This is a genomic window from Actinoplanes sp. G11-F43 (assembly GCF_050589265.1).
In the GTDB taxonomy this organism is placed as follows: domain Bacteria; phylum Actinomycetota; class Actinomycetes; order Mycobacteriales; family Micromonosporaceae; genus Actinoplanes.
In genome coordinates this window covers 177409-193325 of the sequence record NZ_JBNZCE010000013.1, presented here as the reverse complement: position 1 = coordinate 193325, position 15917 = coordinate 177409, and the positions used below count along the sequence as shown (strand labels likewise).

At 71.3% G+C, this 15917-nt stretch carries 17 protein-coding genes; 6 read left to right on the top strand and 11 right to left on the bottom strand.

The features are described 5' to 3' along the window. Window positions 1–59: 59 nt before the first annotated feature. On the bottom strand, window positions 60–725 hold the full coding sequence (locus tag ACQ0O7_RS15320; RefSeq protein ID WP_430782714.1) for a PilZ domain-containing protein: 666 nt from the start codon (window positions 723–725) through the stop codon (window positions 60–62). A 177-nt stretch (window positions 726–902) separates the two neighbouring features. Here ACQ0O7_RS15320 and ACQ0O7_RS15315 point away from each other — a divergent pair, with 177 nt between their 5' ends. The 4 genes from ACQ0O7_RS15315 to ACQ0O7_RS15300 all read left to right on the top strand — a co-directional run bounded on the left by ACQ0O7_RS15315 (window position 903) and on the right by ACQ0O7_RS15300 (window position 4000). Beyond that, window positions 903–1493, top strand: coding sequence for a transglycosylase domain-containing protein (locus ACQ0O7_RS15315; RefSeq protein WP_430782713.1), 591 nt, complete (start codon window positions 903–905; stop codon window positions 1491–1493). 91 nt (window positions 1494–1584) lie between these two features. Beyond that, complete coding sequence (locus ACQ0O7_RS15310; RefSeq protein WP_430782712.1) at window positions 1585–2103, top strand: SigE family RNA polymerase sigma factor; 519 nt, start codon at window positions 1585–1587, stop codon at window positions 2101–2103. Further along, complete coding sequence (locus tag ACQ0O7_RS15305) at window positions 2100–2954, top strand: hypothetical protein (RefSeq protein WP_430782711.1); 855 nt, start codon at window positions 2100–2102, stop codon at window positions 2952–2954. Before ACQ0O7_RS15310 ends, ACQ0O7_RS15305 begins: the two co-directional genes overlap by 4 nt. Continuing rightward, window positions 2951–4000 carry an amidoligase family protein gene (locus ACQ0O7_RS15300; RefSeq protein ID WP_430782710.1) on the top strand — a complete coding sequence of 350 codons (1050 nt, stop codon included), beginning with the start codon at window positions 2951–2953 and terminating at the stop codon, window positions 3998–4000. Before ACQ0O7_RS15305 ends, ACQ0O7_RS15300 begins: the two co-directional genes overlap by 4 nt. Before the next feature lie 38 nt (window positions 4001–4038). On the opposite strand, the gene ACQ0O7_RS15295 is transcribed toward ACQ0O7_RS15300, so the two are convergent. Continuing rightward, a complete protein-coding gene (locus tag ACQ0O7_RS15295; RefSeq protein WP_430782709.1) occupies window positions 4039–4809 on the bottom strand; it encodes an alpha/beta fold hydrolase in 771 nt (256 codons plus the stop codon). Between the two features lie 167 nt (window positions 4810–4976). Here ACQ0O7_RS15295 and ACQ0O7_RS15290 point away from each other — a divergent pair, with 167 nt between their 5' ends. Next, window positions 4977–5942, top strand: coding sequence for a LysR family transcriptional regulator (locus ACQ0O7_RS15290; RefSeq protein WP_430782708.1), 966 nt, complete (start codon window positions 4977–4979; stop codon window positions 5940–5942). On the opposite strand, the gene ACQ0O7_RS15285 is transcribed toward ACQ0O7_RS15290, so the two are convergent. Continuing rightward, a complete protein-coding gene (locus ACQ0O7_RS15285; protein ID WP_430782707.1) occupies window positions 5926–6765 on the bottom strand; it encodes a TetR/AcrR family transcriptional regulator in 840 nt (279 codons plus the stop codon). The genes ACQ0O7_RS15290 and ACQ0O7_RS15285 overlap by 17 nt on opposite strands. A 62-nt stretch (window positions 6766–6827) precedes the next feature. On the opposite strand from ACQ0O7_RS15285, the gene ACQ0O7_RS15280 reads away from it, so the two are divergent. Further along, entirely contained in the window at window positions 6828–7298 is a 471-nt protein-coding gene (locus tag ACQ0O7_RS15280; RefSeq protein WP_430782706.1) for a nitroreductase/quinone reductase family protein, read from the top strand. Between the two features lie 89 nt (window positions 7299–7387). On the opposite strand, the gene ACQ0O7_RS15275 is transcribed toward ACQ0O7_RS15280, so the two are convergent. The 8 genes from ACQ0O7_RS15275 to ACQ0O7_RS15240 form a co-directional block, all read right to left on the bottom strand. Next, the gene (locus tag ACQ0O7_RS15275; RefSeq protein WP_430782705.1) at window positions 7388–8593 is read right to left on the bottom strand and encodes a vWA domain-containing protein; all 1206 of its coding nucleotides are present in this window, start codon (window positions 8591–8593) and stop codon (window positions 7388–7390) included. Then, window positions 8580–9686, bottom strand: a complete 1107-nt coding sequence (locus tag ACQ0O7_RS15270) for an SRPBCC family protein (RefSeq protein ID WP_430782704.1) — start codon at window positions 9684–9686, stop codon at window positions 8580–8582. Before ACQ0O7_RS15270 ends, ACQ0O7_RS15275 begins: the two co-directional genes overlap by 14 nt. Then, window positions 9683–10558 (bottom strand): AAA family ATPase, encoded by an 876-nt coding sequence (locus ACQ0O7_RS15265; protein ID WP_430782703.1) that lies wholly within the window; start codon window positions 10556–10558, stop codon window positions 9683–9685. Before ACQ0O7_RS15265 ends, ACQ0O7_RS15270 begins: the two co-directional genes overlap by 4 nt. Then, complete coding sequence (locus tag ACQ0O7_RS15260) at window positions 10545–11123, bottom strand: nucleotidyltransferase family protein (RefSeq protein ID WP_430782702.1); 579 nt, start codon at window positions 11121–11123, stop codon at window positions 10545–10547. Before ACQ0O7_RS15260 ends, ACQ0O7_RS15265 begins: the two co-directional genes overlap by 14 nt. Beyond that, a complete protein-coding gene (locus tag ACQ0O7_RS15255) occupies window positions 11120–12076 on the bottom strand; it encodes an XdhC family protein (RefSeq protein ID WP_430782701.1) in 957 nt (318 codons plus the stop codon). The genes ACQ0O7_RS15260 and ACQ0O7_RS15255 overlap by 4 nt, the downstream gene beginning before the upstream one ends. Window positions 12077–12146: 70 nt before the next feature. Then, window positions 12147–14540 carry an aerobic carbon-monoxide dehydrogenase large subunit gene (locus ACQ0O7_RS15250; RefSeq protein ID WP_430782700.1) on the bottom strand — a complete coding sequence of 798 codons (2394 nt, stop codon included), beginning with the start codon at window positions 14538–14540 and terminating at the stop codon, window positions 12147–12149. Then, window positions 14537–15028 carry a (2Fe-2S)-binding protein gene (locus ACQ0O7_RS15245; RefSeq protein ID WP_430782699.1) on the bottom strand — a complete coding sequence of 164 codons (492 nt, stop codon included), beginning with the start codon at window positions 15026–15028 and terminating at the stop codon, window positions 14537–14539. The genes ACQ0O7_RS15250 and ACQ0O7_RS15245 overlap by 4 nt, the downstream gene beginning before the upstream one ends. A gap of 2 nt (window positions 15029–15030) precedes the next feature. Continuing rightward, the gene (locus tag ACQ0O7_RS15240) at window positions 15031–15897 is read right to left on the bottom strand and encodes an FAD binding domain-containing protein (protein WP_430782698.1); all 867 of its coding nucleotides are present in this window, start codon (window positions 15895–15897) and stop codon (window positions 15031–15033) included. Between the last annotated feature and the right edge of the window lie 20 nt (window positions 15898–15917).

Sequence of the window (15917 nt, the reverse complement as noted above, 5' to 3'; positions counted from 1 at the left end):
CGTGTGGAGCGTTCCGGTGCGATTCGCACCGGAACGCTCCCCAGGGATGTGCGCGCGGCTCAGCCGGCCCGGCGGGTGCGGCGGCGTTCGCCGATCTCCCAGGCCAGGATGTACTGCCGGATGACCTGCGCCATCTCCTCCCCGGTACCGAACGTCAGGATCAGGTGCTGCCCCGGATCCCCGTGCGGCGCCTCCCGCACATCCAGGACGATCCCGCTCAGCTTCGCCTCCGCGGTACCCAGCCACACCGTGGCCTCCACCCGGTCACCCTGCCGCAACGAGGTCACCTCGTCGATCCAGCAGCGCAACCCGCCCTCACTGATGTCGAGCAGCACCCCTTCGGCGGGCTGCCCCTCCACCTCGGCCTCCAGGCGGACCACCGCGCCGGCGCCGCCCCGGACGTACTCCCGGCGGTTGTCGTGCCGGGCCGCACCGACCGGCACCAGCGTCCACCGCATCGGGGCGCTGCCGGACACCGCGACCAGCCGCACCGGCAGGATCACCCGGGTCCGCGGCGGCGCCCAGAACACCTCGAACTCCCGCCCCGGCTCGAACACCGACACGTCGGTGGTCTCCAGCGGCGCCGCGACGGTGAGCGTGTTCCCGTCGACGGCCTCGAGCCGAGAGCGAAGATTGACACCGTCCCCCAGTACGAGGAAGACCGCCGCACCGATCTCCGGCAACTCGGTCGCGGCCGTCCCTCCCTCCAGCCCGGGGACGGACATCAAACCAGCTGCACCGTTGATCATCATTCACCTCTGTGACACGCCGTTCAGGCAGTTCGGACTGGCCTTTGTATCGGCATCCCGGCACCCGACATGAAGGTCCCGCCGAACCTGTTCCGCCCCGTCTTCACACCCGGCCCGCTACCGGCGCGGGCGCCTGCCACCTACGGTGTGCCGATGACCATCACCGAACAAGCCGCCCCAGCCCGCCGCGGTCGCCGGATCGTCCTGGGTGTCGCGGCCGTCGTGATCCTCGGGGCCGGTGCAGCGATCGCGGCCACCACCTATTACGACAGCGTGGCGCTGGTGGAGAGCACCGTCAGCCACCCGGCCGTCGTGGTCGCGGACCTGCCGAGGCCGGTTTCCGACGCCTTCGTCGCAGCCGTCGACCCGGACTTCTACGAGTCCAACGACTCACTGCTCACCCGGCGGTACGTGGCGATCGAGGCGGACACCGGCGAGCAGAGCGGCCCCCGCATCTGGGTGATGGCCCGTAAAGCCGAGAGCACGTACGCCAAGACCGAGATCCTGGACCGCTACCTGAACCGGGCCGACTTCGGCGGCGCGATCGGCCTGGCCACCGCCGCCCAGGCCCGTTTCCAGAAGCCGGCCGCCCAGCTCACCGTCGCCGAGGCGGCCGTGCTCGCGGCCCTCCTGCACCCGGACGCCCCGAGCCCGCGGGCCGGCTGGGAGCAGATCCTGGACACCATGGCCGACAAGGGCTGGCTGACCGTCACCGACCGCAACGCGCTCACCTACCCCGGCTGAGATGTTCCGGAGCCGGGCCTGGTGGAACCGGCTCCGGAAATTTTCCGTGAATCGAGTGCACAACTCCGGCTCGGGATGCGTCGATGAGGTTGTGACCTTCGAGCAATTCGCGTTGGCCCGCCTGCCCAGCCTGCTGCGTTACGCGGTGGTTCTCACCGGTGACCGGGAGCTGGCGCAGGACGTGGTCCAGGAGGTGCTGGCCCGTGCCCAGGTCCGGTGGAAACGGATCAGCGACGCTGATTCCCCGGAGGCGTACGTCCGCCGCATGGTGCTCAACGAGTACCTGTCGTGGCGGCGCAGCTGGGCGGTCCGGCACGTGCACGCAGCCGGAGAACGGCTGATCGAGCTGGACGACGCCCGGGGCGGCAGCCGCGACCACGCCGACGGTGTGGTCGAGGCCGACGCCCTGTGGCATCGCCTGGCGACTCTCGGGCGCAAACAGCGGGCCGTGCTGGTGTTGCGGTACTACGAGCAGCTCGACGACGAACAGATCGCCGACCTGCTCGGGTGCGCCACCGCCACGGTGCGCAGTCACGCGTCGAGGGCACTGAAGACCCTCCGGCTCAATCACGAGTCGGAGCTACGAGTCCATGCACAGGAGAGGTCGTGACCGAGCACCAGGACCGGCTGCGCGAAGCCTTCACCAAATACGAGAACGACACGCCGGATCCCGCTGCGGTCTACGCCCGCGTCGAGGAGCTGGCCCGGAAGCACACCTGGCGCCGTCGTGGCGCCCAGGCCGCGGGCGGGGTGGCGCTCAGCGCCGGCCTGATCGCGGGCGTCACCCAGCTCCCGGCGATCCTGCCGGGCGGCCCGGTGGCCCCGGCCACCGCTCCGGCGTTCGAGGCGGCCGCGCCCGCCGCGACCCCGGGCGCACGGGCCACCATCCCGCCGGACACCGTGCTCACCGAGGCGCAGATCTCGGCGGGCATCGACGCCTTCTTCGAGGCGGGCTTCGGCTACGACAACGCCGTCGAACTGGCGGACCTGTGGAAGCTCGACTCCCGGCAGGTCGGCCAGATCAAGGGGATCGCCGGGCACAAGCTGCTGGCCGGGGAGACCCTGCCGGTGCAGCCGGTGCCGAACAGCGACAGCGGCGGCGAGGCGGAGCCGGTCGACCCGGAGGCGCAGAAGCAGATCTCCGAGTACTTCTACGCCGGGTACGGCTGGGAGGAGGCCGAGAAGCTGGCCGAGATCTGGAACCTCGCCGATCCGGGCGAGGCCAAGTACGAGGCCGGCAAGCGCCTGCTCGCCGGTGAGGAACTGCCGGTCAAGGTGTCGAAGGAGCAGGCCGCGGAGGGCAAGAAGAGCCGCGGGCTGGACAAGTTCTTCGAGGCCGGATACGACTACGAGGACGCCGTCGAGCTGGCCGGGATCTGGAAGCTCGACAGCCCCTACGACGCCAAGGTCGAGGGTGGCGTGCGGCTGCTCGACGGCAAGAAACTGCCGATCAAGCCGTGACCGCGTTGCGCCGGCGGATCGGCTTCGAGATCGAGCTGATGGCCCCGCCCGGGGTCAGCCGGCGCACCCTGGCCGAGGACCTGGCCGGACGCTGTGGGGGCAGCGTCCGGCCGGTCTGGCACCACGACAGCGAGCCGTCCCTGGTCCCCGGGCTGGGCCGGTTCCTGCACCTCACCCAGGGTTTCGAGGTGCTCCGCCGGGACGGCACCCCGCTCTGCACCCTGGTCGACGACGTGACGCTGATGGACGGGCTGGACCGGACCGCCCCGGCGATCCCCGGCTGGTTCCGGATCCTCACCGACGACGGCCGGCTGCTGCGGTTGATCGCCGCGCACAGCGATCCGGCCGGACGGCTGGACGACGTCCTGGATCCGGTCGCCCGCCTGTGGGACACCACGCCGTCGCGGCACGGCCCGGTCCGGCGGCTCGATGACGCGGCGGGCGCCACCATCGCTCTGGCCGCACCGGTCGGCGGGGAGCGGGAACGGCCCTGCGAGATCGTCACCCCACCACTGTCCGGCGACCACCACGAGGCTCTCGCCGAACTGCTCGGCCCGGCCGGTGAGCTGGGTTTCACGGTGCCCACCGAGGCCGCCGTGCACCTGCACGTGGACGGCGGGTCGTTCCGGGAGCCGGCCGCGCTGGCCAATGTGGTGCGGTTGTTCGCCCACTACCGTGAGCCGCTGCGGGCCCTGCTGGCCACCAATCCGGCCTGCCGCCGCCTGGCCCCGCTGCCGGAGCCGCTGGTCACCGCGGTTCAGGGCGCGCCGACCACGGCGGAGCTGCGCCGGGCGGCCGAGGCGGGCGGGCTGACCAAGTTCTTCGACGTCAACCTGACCCAGGTGCTGACCGACTCCCCGATCCGGGACACCGTGGAGATCCGGATCCTGCCGGGCGCGCTGGACCCGGCCGAGATCGTGCACCGGGCCGCCCTGGTCGAGTTGCTGCTGGACCGCTGCGAGGATCCCACTCCCCTGCCCCCGCCGGCCGGCGACCCGGTCGAGGCGCTGCTGGAGATCGCCGCGGAGTCACTGGCCCGCGGGTAGGTTCGGGTGCCGAGCCGCCACTCGGCACCCGAGCCGGGCTAGCCGCCGGTGTTCAGGAAGGCCAGCAGTTCCCGGGTGAAGGCGGGAGCCCGGACCGTACCCAGATGATCGCCGTCGACGACGGCCAGCCGGGCGTCCGGGATCGCCGTGGCCAGCACCTCCGGCCGGGTGGCCAGGCCGTCGTCCCGGCCGGCCAGGACCAGGGTGGGCGCGGTGATGGTGTGCAGCGGAATCGGTTCGGCGTGCAGCGCGGCGGCCTGAGCGGCGAGCGCGGCCCGGTCGGCGCCGGCCGCGTCGGCGTACGCGCGGAACCCGGCGGCCGCCCGGGAGACGATGGTGGCCGGATCGTCGGCGGTGAGGGCCTCCCGGAAGTCGGCGGACGCGACCACCCGGGTGTCCACCCCGCCGAGTTCGACGACGGCGGCGCCGACCCCGCCGACCGCCAGCCGGCGCACCCGCCGGTCCCGGGTGGCCAGGATCAGCGCGACGATGGCGCCCATCGAATATCCGGCCACGTCGGCGGTGGTGGCGCCGATCAGGTCGAGCAGCGTGGTGACGTCGCGGGCCATCCGGGTCTCGCCGTAGCACGCCGGGTCGTGCGGTTTGCCGGACCGGCCGTGCCCGCGGGCGTCGACGGCGACCACCCGGCGGCCGATGGCGGTCAGCGCGTCGACGACGCCCGGCAGCACCCAGTTGGCGCGGCCGTCGGCGATGAATCCGTGGTGCAGCAGCACGGGTGGCCGCCGCCCGTCGCCGTCCCACTGCTCCCAGTAGATCTCCACACCGTCGTCGGCCTCGAAGGTCGGCATGTCACGATCCCCTCCCGTCCGGTATCGACGGTCGACAGCCTAGGTGCCGATCACCGAGCTGGTATCGGTGAGATCGCCGGTGTGATCACCATGTGCGACGCGGGGAGTTCGCCGGAGAGCGATCGCGATACATTTCGGGTGCGACTTCTCAACCACTCCGTAGGGGGATGGACGACACTGTGACCCCGACTCAGTTGCGCGCCTATTCCGCGGTGGTCCGGTGTGGCTCGGTCAAGCAGGCGGCCGCTCAGCTGGAGGTCTCCGAGTCGGCGGTGTCGCTGCACATCGGACAGCTGCGCAAGGAGCTGGGCGATCAGCTGTTCTCCCGGACCGCGAGCGGGCTGTCGTTCACACCCGGCGGGCTGCGGCTGGCCAGCCGGGCGACCGAGCTGCTGGGTCTGCAGGACATCACGGTGCTGGAGGTGAGCGCGGCCGGGCAGGGCCGGCGGCTGCTGCGGGTGGGCGCGTCGTCGCTGTTCGCCGAGCACGCGGCGCCCGGGCTGATCGAGCTGTTCGCGAACCGGGCGGCCGATCTGGACGTCGAGTTGAGCGTACGCAATCCGGGGTCCTTCGCGGAGGCTCTCCTGGAGCGGAGCATCGACATCGCGATCGGACCGCCCCCGGCGCAGCCGATCCCGTCGGTGCAGTGCCGTCCGGTGATGTACTACAAGATCGTCACGGTGGCCGGGCCGGATCATCCGCTGGCCGGAGCCCAGCCGACGCCCCGCCAGTTGCGCGACCAGACGTGGCTGCTGGGCCCGTCCGCGGCGGCCGACCGGGGCGCCATCCCGACCCTGCTGCGGCGGCTCGGGGTGCCGGACGACCGGCAGCAGATCTTCCAGAGTCACGCGGCCGCGGTGGAGGAGGCCAAGCGGGGGCGTGGGGTGGCGGCGGCGCTGGCGTTCACGGTGGCGCCGGAGATCCGCAAAGGACATCTGGTGCCGTTCTGCGGGCCGCACACCGGCCTGGAGGAGGTGTGGCACTCGATGACGCTCGACGACGGGAAACTGTCGGCGTCGGCCGAGCTGGCCCGGTTCGCCTCCACACCGCGGGCGATCCAGGCCATGATGCGGGGTACGGGCGTGAACGTGGCCCGTTTCAAGCCGTCCATACACGTCACGCTGTGGAGTTGACCGCCCACGTATCAAGTGTGTTCCGCAGTACGGCCTCGTCCCAGTGGGCGTCCGGATCGGGCTCCAGGAAGGTCATCGCGGTGGCCGCGAACCCGAGCGCGGCCAGTGACCAGCGCTCCTCGGCGTGCGCCCCGAACGGCGCGGCCACCGTCTCCCGGCCGGCGATCTGCGGAGCGGCCGTCTCGGTGACGACCAGGCCGTGCATGGTGACGCCGAGGATCGCGGCGAGTGTCTCGAACCCGGCGTTCAGCTCCGGCCGCAGCCGGTATCCGAACGTCTCGGCCAGGGTCCGCCAGGCCGTCGCGACCCGGGTGATCCGCGCCTGCTCCGACTCGGCCAGCGCGGCACGCACCCGGTCACCCAGGTCGCCCTCCAGGCCGTTGGTCGTGGCGCAGAGCGCGTGGTAGGTGCGCCACGCCGGTGACGCCAGCACCGCCCGCAGGTCGTGCCGGGTCAGCCGGCGGATCAGCTCGACGACCAGGGCGTGCCGGGTCTCCGCGGTGGCCAGCCAGTCGGCGTGCTCGTCGACGATCTGCCGGATCAGCCCGATCTCGGCGTGCAGGACCGGCGGGACGGCGCCGCGGGCCAGCTCGGTGACCACGTCCCCGATGAACTGTTCCTTGAACTGCCAGTGCCGGTACGCGGTACTGCGCGAGACGTCGGCGGCGCGGATCACCGCCTCGAAGCTGATGTGGTCGAGGCTCACGGTCAGGCCGTCCCGGCTGATCATGTCGATCGCGGTCCGGAGCATCCGCTCGCGGGTCTCGGCGTCGGTGAGCCGCCGGCTGCGTCTGGTGATCCGGGGTTCTGGTCTGTGCTCCATCGCGCCCCAGATTAGTCCGCTTGGCACTTGAGACATGGAGTCTCAAGTCTCACGATGGGGACATGTTCTCCTCCCGACTTCGCGCGATGTACCGGGGCGGCCGCGGCAACACCACCGCCCGCCGCTACGCCCGCTTCTGGGCGGCCGTCTACGGCGCCGGGCTCTCCACCCGCCGCTGGATCACCCTGGAGGTGCCCGGCCGCCGCACCGGGCGCATCACCCGCTTCCCGCTCGGCATGGCCGACTGGCAGGGCGAGTGGTATCTGGTCCCGATGCTCGGCGGCGACTGCAACTGGGTCCGCAACGTCCGGGCCGCCGACGGGCGGGCCGCCATCCGGCACGGTCGCGCCCGCCCCTGCCGGCTGGTCGAACTGCCGGTGACCGAGCGCCCGGTCATCCTGAAGCGCTTCCTGCGGCAGATCCCCGGCGGCCGCCCGCACATCCCGGTCGACCGGCACGCCCCACTGTCCGAATTCGCCACCATCGCCGACCACTACCCGGTCTTCCGCGTCGAATACGACACGACCCCGTGACGACGGTGGTCGGCGGCGCGCTTCCCCCTCACCCGAGGCGCCTCCCCCTCACCCGAGGCGCTTCCCCTTCGCCCGCAGTGCGGACGGCTCTAGGCCGACTCCCGTAAGTGGGTGGCAGCCGCGGTTAGATCGGCGAAGGTCGCCGCGGGCAGCAGGGCGTCGCAGAACGGGAGGGCGGCGGCCATCGCGCCCACCTTCGGGGCGAAGCCGGAGGCGCCGGCACGCGGATTCAGCCACAGGATCCGGTAGGCGCGGCGGCGCAGGCGGGCCATCGCGGCGGCCATCCGGTCGGGAGGGTCGCTGTCCCAGCCGTCCGAGGCGATGATCACGACGCCGCCGCGGACCGAGTTGCCGTGGTGGGAGTCGAGCAGGGCGGTGATGTTCGCGGCGATGCGGGTGCCGCCGAAACGGTCGTCGACGGCGGCGCCGGCCTGGTCGATCGCCTCGCGCGGGGAGGTGTGCCGCAGCGGGACGGTCAGCCGGGTCAGCCGGGTGGCGAAAGCGAACACCTCGGCGTCGGCGACCGTGGTGAACGCCCGCATCAGCTGCAGGTAGGCCGCCGCCTGCGCGCGCATCGACTCGCTCACGTCGCAGAGCATCACCACCCGGCGCGGGCGGGGCACCGGGCGTTCCCGGATCACCGTGATCGCCTCCCAGCCGGTACGCCGGGCGCGCGCCACCGTCGGCCGCAACGCCACCCGGCGGCCGGTGGGGTCGGGCCGATGCCGGCGGCCCCGGCGGCGCGGCCAGTGGGTGAGAGCCTCGCGCAGGGCCTCGCCGAGTGCCGCGGTCTGCGCCTCGTCCAGGTCCTCGAACGGTTGCCCGGCCAGGGCGGCGAGCGCGCTGGGACGCAGTTCGGGCAGGTCCACACCGGTGTCGTCGGCGTCGTCCTCGGCACCCACCACGGACGGCAGGGTGGCCCAGGGCAGGCCCTGTCCGGGGGCGGTGGACTCGTCGCCGGTTCCCGGGACGGCGACGTGCACGCTGTCGTCGCGGGGCTTCGGCGGCACAGCGGACCGGCTCAACGGCAGCGGCGGGCTGTCGTCGAACACCGTCGCGAACACCCGCTCGAAGATCGCCAGGTCGGCGTGGCGGCGCACGAGGGCGATCCGGGCCGTCCAGTAGAGGGCGGTCCGGGAGGTGGGCGGGCTGGCCTCCAGTGCGCTGACCAGGTCGCCGGTCTCGGTGATCCCGGTGGGTAGCCCGGCCCGGCGCAACCGGGCCGCGAACGCGACGGCGAACGCGGCCCGGTCGATGCCTCGCAGCAGCACCGGGACGGCGTCAGCCCCGGGCAACGAACCAGACGATGACGGCGCCGACGACCAGGACCGTGCCGACCGCGACCGGGATGAGCCGCTTGTAGATCGACCCGCCGGCGACCTCGAGCAGGTCGAGCGGCTCCGGCTCCTCGCTCTCGATGGTGCGCTCGGCGGTGGCGGTGGCGGCCGGCTTGGTCACCGGAGCGGCGGCGGGCGCGGCGGACGTCCCGGAGGTCGCCACGACCGGCGTGGTGGCCGGCGCGGCCTCCGAGGTCGCGGCGGCGGGGGCGGCGTCGGCGGGAGTGGCGTCCGGGGTCGCGGCGAGGTCGGGGGCGGCGGTGAGGTCGGCGTCCGGCGTGCGCAACGGCGCCACCGGGTCCGGCGTGCCCTCCGCGACGGCGGTCCGGCCAGCGTCCGGCGTGACCACCCCGGCGGACGGATCCGGAACGACCGTCGAATCCGACTTGTCGGTAGCGGTGGAACCGTCAGCGGCCGTGGACCCCACCGCGACAGCGGTGCTGGGCACGGTGTCCACCGCGGCGGCCGAAGCAGCACCCGCGGCGGCCGGCGCCGCCACCGACGGCGCCGGGGCAGAGGCAGCGGGGGCAGCGTCGGTGGAGGTGGAGCCGGGGGTGGAGGTGGAGGTGGGAGCCGGAGTGGCCGCGGGGGCCGGGACGGCGGCGTCGGCGGCCAGCTTCTTCTCCAGGTTGGTGAGGAACTGGGCGATCAGCTTCGACGACACCTCCTTGATCATGCCGCTGCCGAACTGGGCCAGCTTGCCGCTGATCTTCAGGTCGGTGTCCACGTTGACCTTGGTGGTGGTCGCGTCGACGGCGGTCAGGAAGGCGGTCACGGTGGCGGAGGCGTTGCCGCCGGCGCGGGCGTCACGGCCCTTGGCGTCGATCACGGCCCGGTAGGCGGCGTCGTCCTTGGCGGTGAACTGGGCGGTACCGGAGAAGTCGGAGATCACCGGCCCGACCTTGATCTTCACCTTGCCCTTGTAGACCTCGCCCTCGACCCCGGTGAGCTGGGCGCCGGGCATGCAGGGGGCGATGCCCTCCAGGTCGGTGAAGACCTTCCAGGCCTGATCGATCGGGATCTGCACGGTGAATTCGTTGGTGATCTTCATTGGTCGCTCCGAGCACGAGGGGTGGTTACTGGGGTTTCTGCGATGAGGGCCCGGTCGTCGGGCGTCTTGGCGATGGTGCCGAGGGTGCGCAGCACGTCGCCGGAGGTGAGTTCGGTGACGCCGAGGGCGGCCAGCGCGGACACCCAGTCGATGCTCTCGGCTAGTCCGGGCGCCTTGTCCAGGTCGAGGCCGCGGACCGTACCGATGAATTCGGTGGCGCTGCGGATCAGCGGCGCGGTCGCGGCCGGGACCGCGCGCCGGACGATCGCGGCGGCCTGTGCCGGGGTGGGGAATTCGATCCAGTGGTAGAGGCAGCGCCGCCGGAGCGCGTCGTGCAGGTCGCGGCTGCGGTTGGAGGTGAGGACGACGACGGGTGGGCGGGTGGCGGCGAAGGTGCCGAGTTCGGGGATGGTCACCGACGCCTCGCCGAGGAATTCGAACAGCAGCGCCTCGAACTCGTCGTCGGCCCGGTCGATCTCGTCGATGAGCAGGACCGGCGGGGTGGGCCCGTCGTGGCGTACGGCGCGCAGGATGGGTCGTTCCTGAAGGAATTCGGTGGTGAACAGCGAGGCGTCGTCGACGTGCGCGCCCTGGGCTTCGGCGAGCCGGATGTGCAGCAGCTGCCGCTGGTAGTTCCACTCGTAGAGCGCCTCGCCGGCGGTCAGCCCCTCGTAGCACTGGAGCCGGATGAACGGCGTGTCCAAAGCCTGGGCGAGCGCTTTGGCGGCGGCGGTCTTGCCGACGCCGGGCTCACCTTCCAGGAGCAGGGGTTTGCCGAGGCGCAGGGCCAGGAAGACGGCCATGGCGAGGCCGTCGTCGGCCAGGTAGTCGACGGCGTCGAGGCGCTGGACGATCTCTTCAGGAGTGTTCAAGCGAGAGCAGCCGTTCGTAGTCGTCGATGGTGTCCACGTCGATCGGCACGGTACCGGCACAATCAATTTCGGTCACCGGGTACCGCCCGGAGTGCAGCAGCCGCCAGACCGCCTTGTCACCGTGCAGGGTGGACAGTTCCCCGAAGACGGGGCGGCGGAACAGGAAGGGATGGCCGGGGCCGTCGGTGTAGCGGCAGACGCCGACCTGCCCCTCGGCGGCGATCAGGCGGCGGACGTCGGCCGGGCGCACCAGCGGCTGATCCCCGAGGAGCAATACGAGAGTGTCCGAAGAATCCGACAAGAAACCCACTGTGGTACGCACCGAGGACCCACACCCACTGGAGAACTCCGGGTTCTCGATGACCCGTACACCAGCAAGGGAGACCGTGGCACGGACCTCCGCGGCCGAACCGCCCAGGGTGACCAGCAGCTCGTCGAATCCGCAGGCCCGCGCCACGTCGAGGGTGGCGTCCAGCAGGGTGCGCCCGCGGAACGGCAGCGACTGCTTGGGACGGCCCAGCCGCCGCGAGCCGCCGGCGGCCAGCACCACCCCGGTCACCGTCATCGACGAGTGTGCTTTTTCAGACAGCCGGGGCAGCAGAACCAGAAGTCCACACCGTCCACCACACCGTGCGGGGTGTCCGGTCCGATCACGACGGTCATCCCGCATACCGGGTCGATCGCCGTCTGCGCGATGATAGGCGTCGTGGCCGGCCCGACGGGCAGAGTCGGACCGGCCACGAACTCGGGTTCGGCCTTGGCGAGCGCGGCGGCCTCGGCATGCGCGGAGGCCCTCGTCGCGGCGGGCGCGTCCAGGCTGCCCTTGCGCAGCTCCTGGACGATCTCCGCCAAGACCGAAAGTGCGATTTCCTTGGGGGTACGCGCCCCGATGTCGAGACCGGCATGGGGCCGGATCCGGTCGCGTTCGCTGTCGGACAGCCCCATCGCGTCGAGCAGGATCACCGACCGGGTGTGGCTGGCGACCAGCGCGATCAACGGCACGCGCGCGTCCAGGGCGGCCCAGATGGCGCGTTCCTCGTCGCGGCCCAGACCGGCCACCACGACAGCTGCCGCGCCCTGGTAGTCGTGGCTCACCTCGAAGTCGAGGAAGTCGGCGAGCTCGGTGACGGCCGCACCGATCGGGCTGGTGCCGGACACCCCGATCAGCGGTTTCGGCAGCACCGGCCGCAGGAAGATCTCGATCGCCCCACCGGAGTGGCACGGGTTGACGACGACGAGCGCGCCGGGCGTCTCCGGGAACTCCGCGGAGTCCTCCGGCAGCACCCGCAGCAGCATGGAGTCGCCGTTGCGCAGCGAGTCCATGGCCGCGGCCCGCACCGACGTCTCCGCGCAGACCCCGCCGACGAAGCCCTCGATGGACCCGTCGGCCAGGATCACCGCGTCGTCGCCGGCCCGCGCCGAGGTGGGTTCCTGAGCGCGGACCACGGTGGCGTGCACGAACGGCCGGCGCGCGGCGGTCAGCTCACGGGCCCGCTCGGCGGTGCTCGTCGTCGTCATGTCGTACTCCTGTCGAAGGACGGCCGGGTGGAGTCCGGGGGGCCTGGACTCCACCCGGCCGAGGGAAACGCTAGATCGGCGGCGTGGCCTGGCCGCGCATCGCGTCCCAGACCCGGGACGGGGTGAGCGGCATGTCGGCGTGCCGGATGCCGAACGGCTTGAGCGCGTCGACGACCGCGTTCACGATCGCCGGCGGGGAGCCGACGGTCGCCGACTCGCCGATGCCCTTGGCGCCGATCGGGTGGTGCGGCGACGGGGTGACCGTGAAGCCGGTCTCCCAGTCGGGCACCTCCAGGGCGGTCGGGATCAGGTAGTCCATCAGTGAGGCGCCCAGGCAGTTGCCGTCCTCGTCGAAGGAGATCATCTCCATCAGCGCCATGCCGACCCCGTCGGCCAGGCCACCGTGCACCTGACCCTCGATGATCATCGGGTTGATCCGGGTGCCGCAGTCGTCCACCGCGATGAACCGGCGGACCTTCACCTCGGCGGTGCCCGGGTCGATGTCGACGACGCAGATGTACGCCCCGTGCGGGTAGGTCAGGTTCGACGGGTTGTAGCAGATCTGCGCCTCCAGACCGCCCTCCAGACCCTCCGGCAGGTCACCCGCGCCGTGCGCCTTGAACGCGATCTCCTGGATCGTCACCGACTTGCCCGGGTCGCCCTTGACCGCGTACGCGCCCTTGGTCCACTCGATGTCGGCGACCGAGACCTCCAGCATCGCCGAGGCGATCAGCTTGGCCTTGTCACGCACCTTGCGGGCCACCAGAGCAGCCGCGGCGCCGGACACCGGGGTGGACCGGGAACCGTACGTACCCAGGCCGAACGGGGTGTTGTCGGTGTCGCCGTGCACCACGTCGATGTCGTCCGGCGGGATGCCCAGCTCCTCGGCGATGATCTGCGCGAAGGTGGTCTCGTGCCCCTGCCCCTGGGTCTTCACCGAGAGCCGGACCACGGCCTTGCCGGTCGGGTGGATCCGCAGCTCACAGCCGTCGGCCATGCCGAGGCCGAGGATGTCCATGTTCTTGCGCGGGCCGGCGCCGACCGCCTCGGTGAAGAACGAGATGCCGATGCCCATCAGCTCGCCCTTGGCGCGTTTGAGAGCCTGCTCCTTGCGCAGCTCGTCGTATCCGGCCATGTCCATCGCCAGGCGCATCGTCGGCTCGTAGTTGCCCGAGTCGTACACCCAGCCGGTCTTGGTCTCGTACGGGAACTGGTCGGGCTGGATGAAGTTCTTCAGCCGCAGCTCCGCCGGGTCCATCTGCAGCTCGTACGCCAGCGCGTCGACGATCCGCTCGATCAGGTACACCGCCTCGGTGATCCGGAACGAGCAGGCGTACGCCACCCCGCCCGGCGCCTTGTTGGTGTAGACCGCTGTCATCTTGCAGTGCGCGGCCTTCAGGTCGTAGCTGCCGGTGAACACGCCGAAGAAACCGGCCGGGTACTTCACCGGGGCCGCCGTGCCGTTGAACGCGCCGTGGTCGGCGAGCACGTTGGTCCGGATGCCGAGGATCTTGCCGTCGTGGGTGGCCGCGATCTCCGCCTGCATGATGTAGTCACGGGCGAAACCGGTGCTGATCAGGTTCTCCGAGCGGTCCTCCATCCACTTCACCGGCTTGCCGGTGACGATGGAGCCGACGATCGACAGCACGTAACCCGGGTAGATCGGCACCTTGTTGCCGAAACCGCCGCCGATGTCCGGCGCGATCACCTGGATCTTGTGCTCGGGCAGGCCGGCGACGATCGCGTACAGGGTGCGGTGCGCGTGCGGGGCCTGGGTGGTCGACCACAGCTTCAGCTTGCCCTCGACCGGGTCGAAGTCGGCGACCGAGCCGCACGTCTCCATCGGCGCCGGGTGCACCCGCGGGTAGACGATGTCCTCTTTGACGATCACGTCGGCGGTGGCGAAGACCGCGTCGCACTCCGCCTCGTCACCGGTCTCCCAGTCGAAGACGTGGTTGTCGGCCTTGCCCTCCAGGTCGGTGCGGATGACCGGGGCGTCCGGGGCGAGCGCCTTGCGGACGTCCACCACCGGGTCCAGCACGTCGTACTCGACGTCGATCAGTTCCAGGGCGTCGCGGGCCTTGTACCGGTCCTCGGCGACGACGAACGCCACCTCCTGACCCTGGAACCGCACCTTGTCGGTGGCCAGCACGGCCTGCACGTCGTTGGACAGCGTCGGCATCCAGGCCAGGCCCAGACCCTTGAGCGTCTCGCCGGTGACGACCGCCTTCACACCCGGCGACGCCTCGGCCGCACTGGTGTCGATGCTGACGATGTTCGCGTGCGCGAACGGCGACCGCAGGATCGCCAGGTGCAGCATGCCCGGCAGCTGCACGTCGTCGACGAACCGGCCCCGGCCCCGGAGCAGGCGCGCGTCCTCCTTGCGCAGCATCCGGCCGAACCCGACCGGCTTCTGGTCGTTGTCGTCGAACTCGGTGAGCTTCTTGTCCTGCAGATCGGTCATGCCTGGGCCACCTCCTCTTCCTTAGACGACGCCTCGTGAACAGCGGCCCAGCGCACCGAGCGGATGATCGAGGAATACCCGGTGCAACGGCAGATCTGACCCGAGATGGCCTCACGGATCTCGCCCTCGGTCGGGTCCGGGTTCTTGTCCAGCAGGGCACGGCAGGTCATCAGCATGCCCGGCGTGCAGAACCCGCACTGCAGGCCGTGACACTGCCGGAAACCCTCCTGGATCGGGTCCAGCTCGGCGCCGTTGGCCAGGCCCTCCACGGTACGGACCTCGTGGCCCCCGGCCATCGCGGCCAGCACCGTGCACGACTTGACCGGCTCGCCGTCCAGCCACACCACACACACGCCGCAGTTGCTGGTGTCGCAGCCCCAGTGCGTGCCGGTCAGGCCCAGCACGTCGCGCAGGAAATGCACGAGGAGCATGCGGCCCTCGATCTCACGGGTGTACTCGGTCCCGTTGACCGTCATCGTGACCTGCATGCTCAGCTCCTCGCCCGTTCCACGGCCGTACGCAGGGTGCGCCGGGTCAGCTCGTCCGCCAGGTGGCGCTTGTAGTCGGCGCTGCCCCGGGTGTCGGTCGCCGGGTCACAGCTGCGCGCCGCGATCGCACCGGCCAGCTGGAACAGGTCCTCGCTCGGCTCGTTGCCGCGCAGCGCCGCCGAGATCTCCGGGATCCCGGTGGTGTTCGGGCCGACCGCGGCCAGGCCCACCCGGGCGTCCACGATCCGGCCGCCGTCCAGCCACACCGCGGCGCCGGCGGACACCACGGCCCAGTCACCGGCCCGGCGCTCCACCTTGGCGTAGGCGCTGCCCGCCTTGAAGGCCTTCCGCGGGATCCGGATCTCGGTCAGGATCTCGTTGTCCCGCACGGCCGTCTCGTACGGGCCGACGTGGAACTCCTCCATCGTGACCACCCGCTCGCCACCGGTCCCCCGGATGACGCAGCTGGCGTCCAGGGTGGTGCACACCGCCGACAGGTCCTCCGACGGGTCCGCCTGGCACAGCGAGCCGCCGAGCGTGCCACGGTTGCGCACGATCGGGTCGGCGATCACCTTCTCCGCGTCCCGGAAGATCGGGAACACGTCGGCCAGAATCTCCGATTCCAGCAGTTCCCGATGCCGGGTCATGGCACCGATGCGCACCTCGTCGTCGCCGAGGCGGATGTACCCCAGTTCGCCGTGCAGTTCGTTGATGTCGATGAGATATTCGAAATTGGCGAGCCTGAGCTTCATCATCGGCAACAGGCTGTGGCCACCGGCCACCAGCCGAGCCGAGCTGCCCAGACGTTCCAGCAGACCAATGGCGTGATCCACGCTTGTGGCACGTTCATATTCGAACGGAGCCGGCACCTGCACCCTGCACCTCCCGC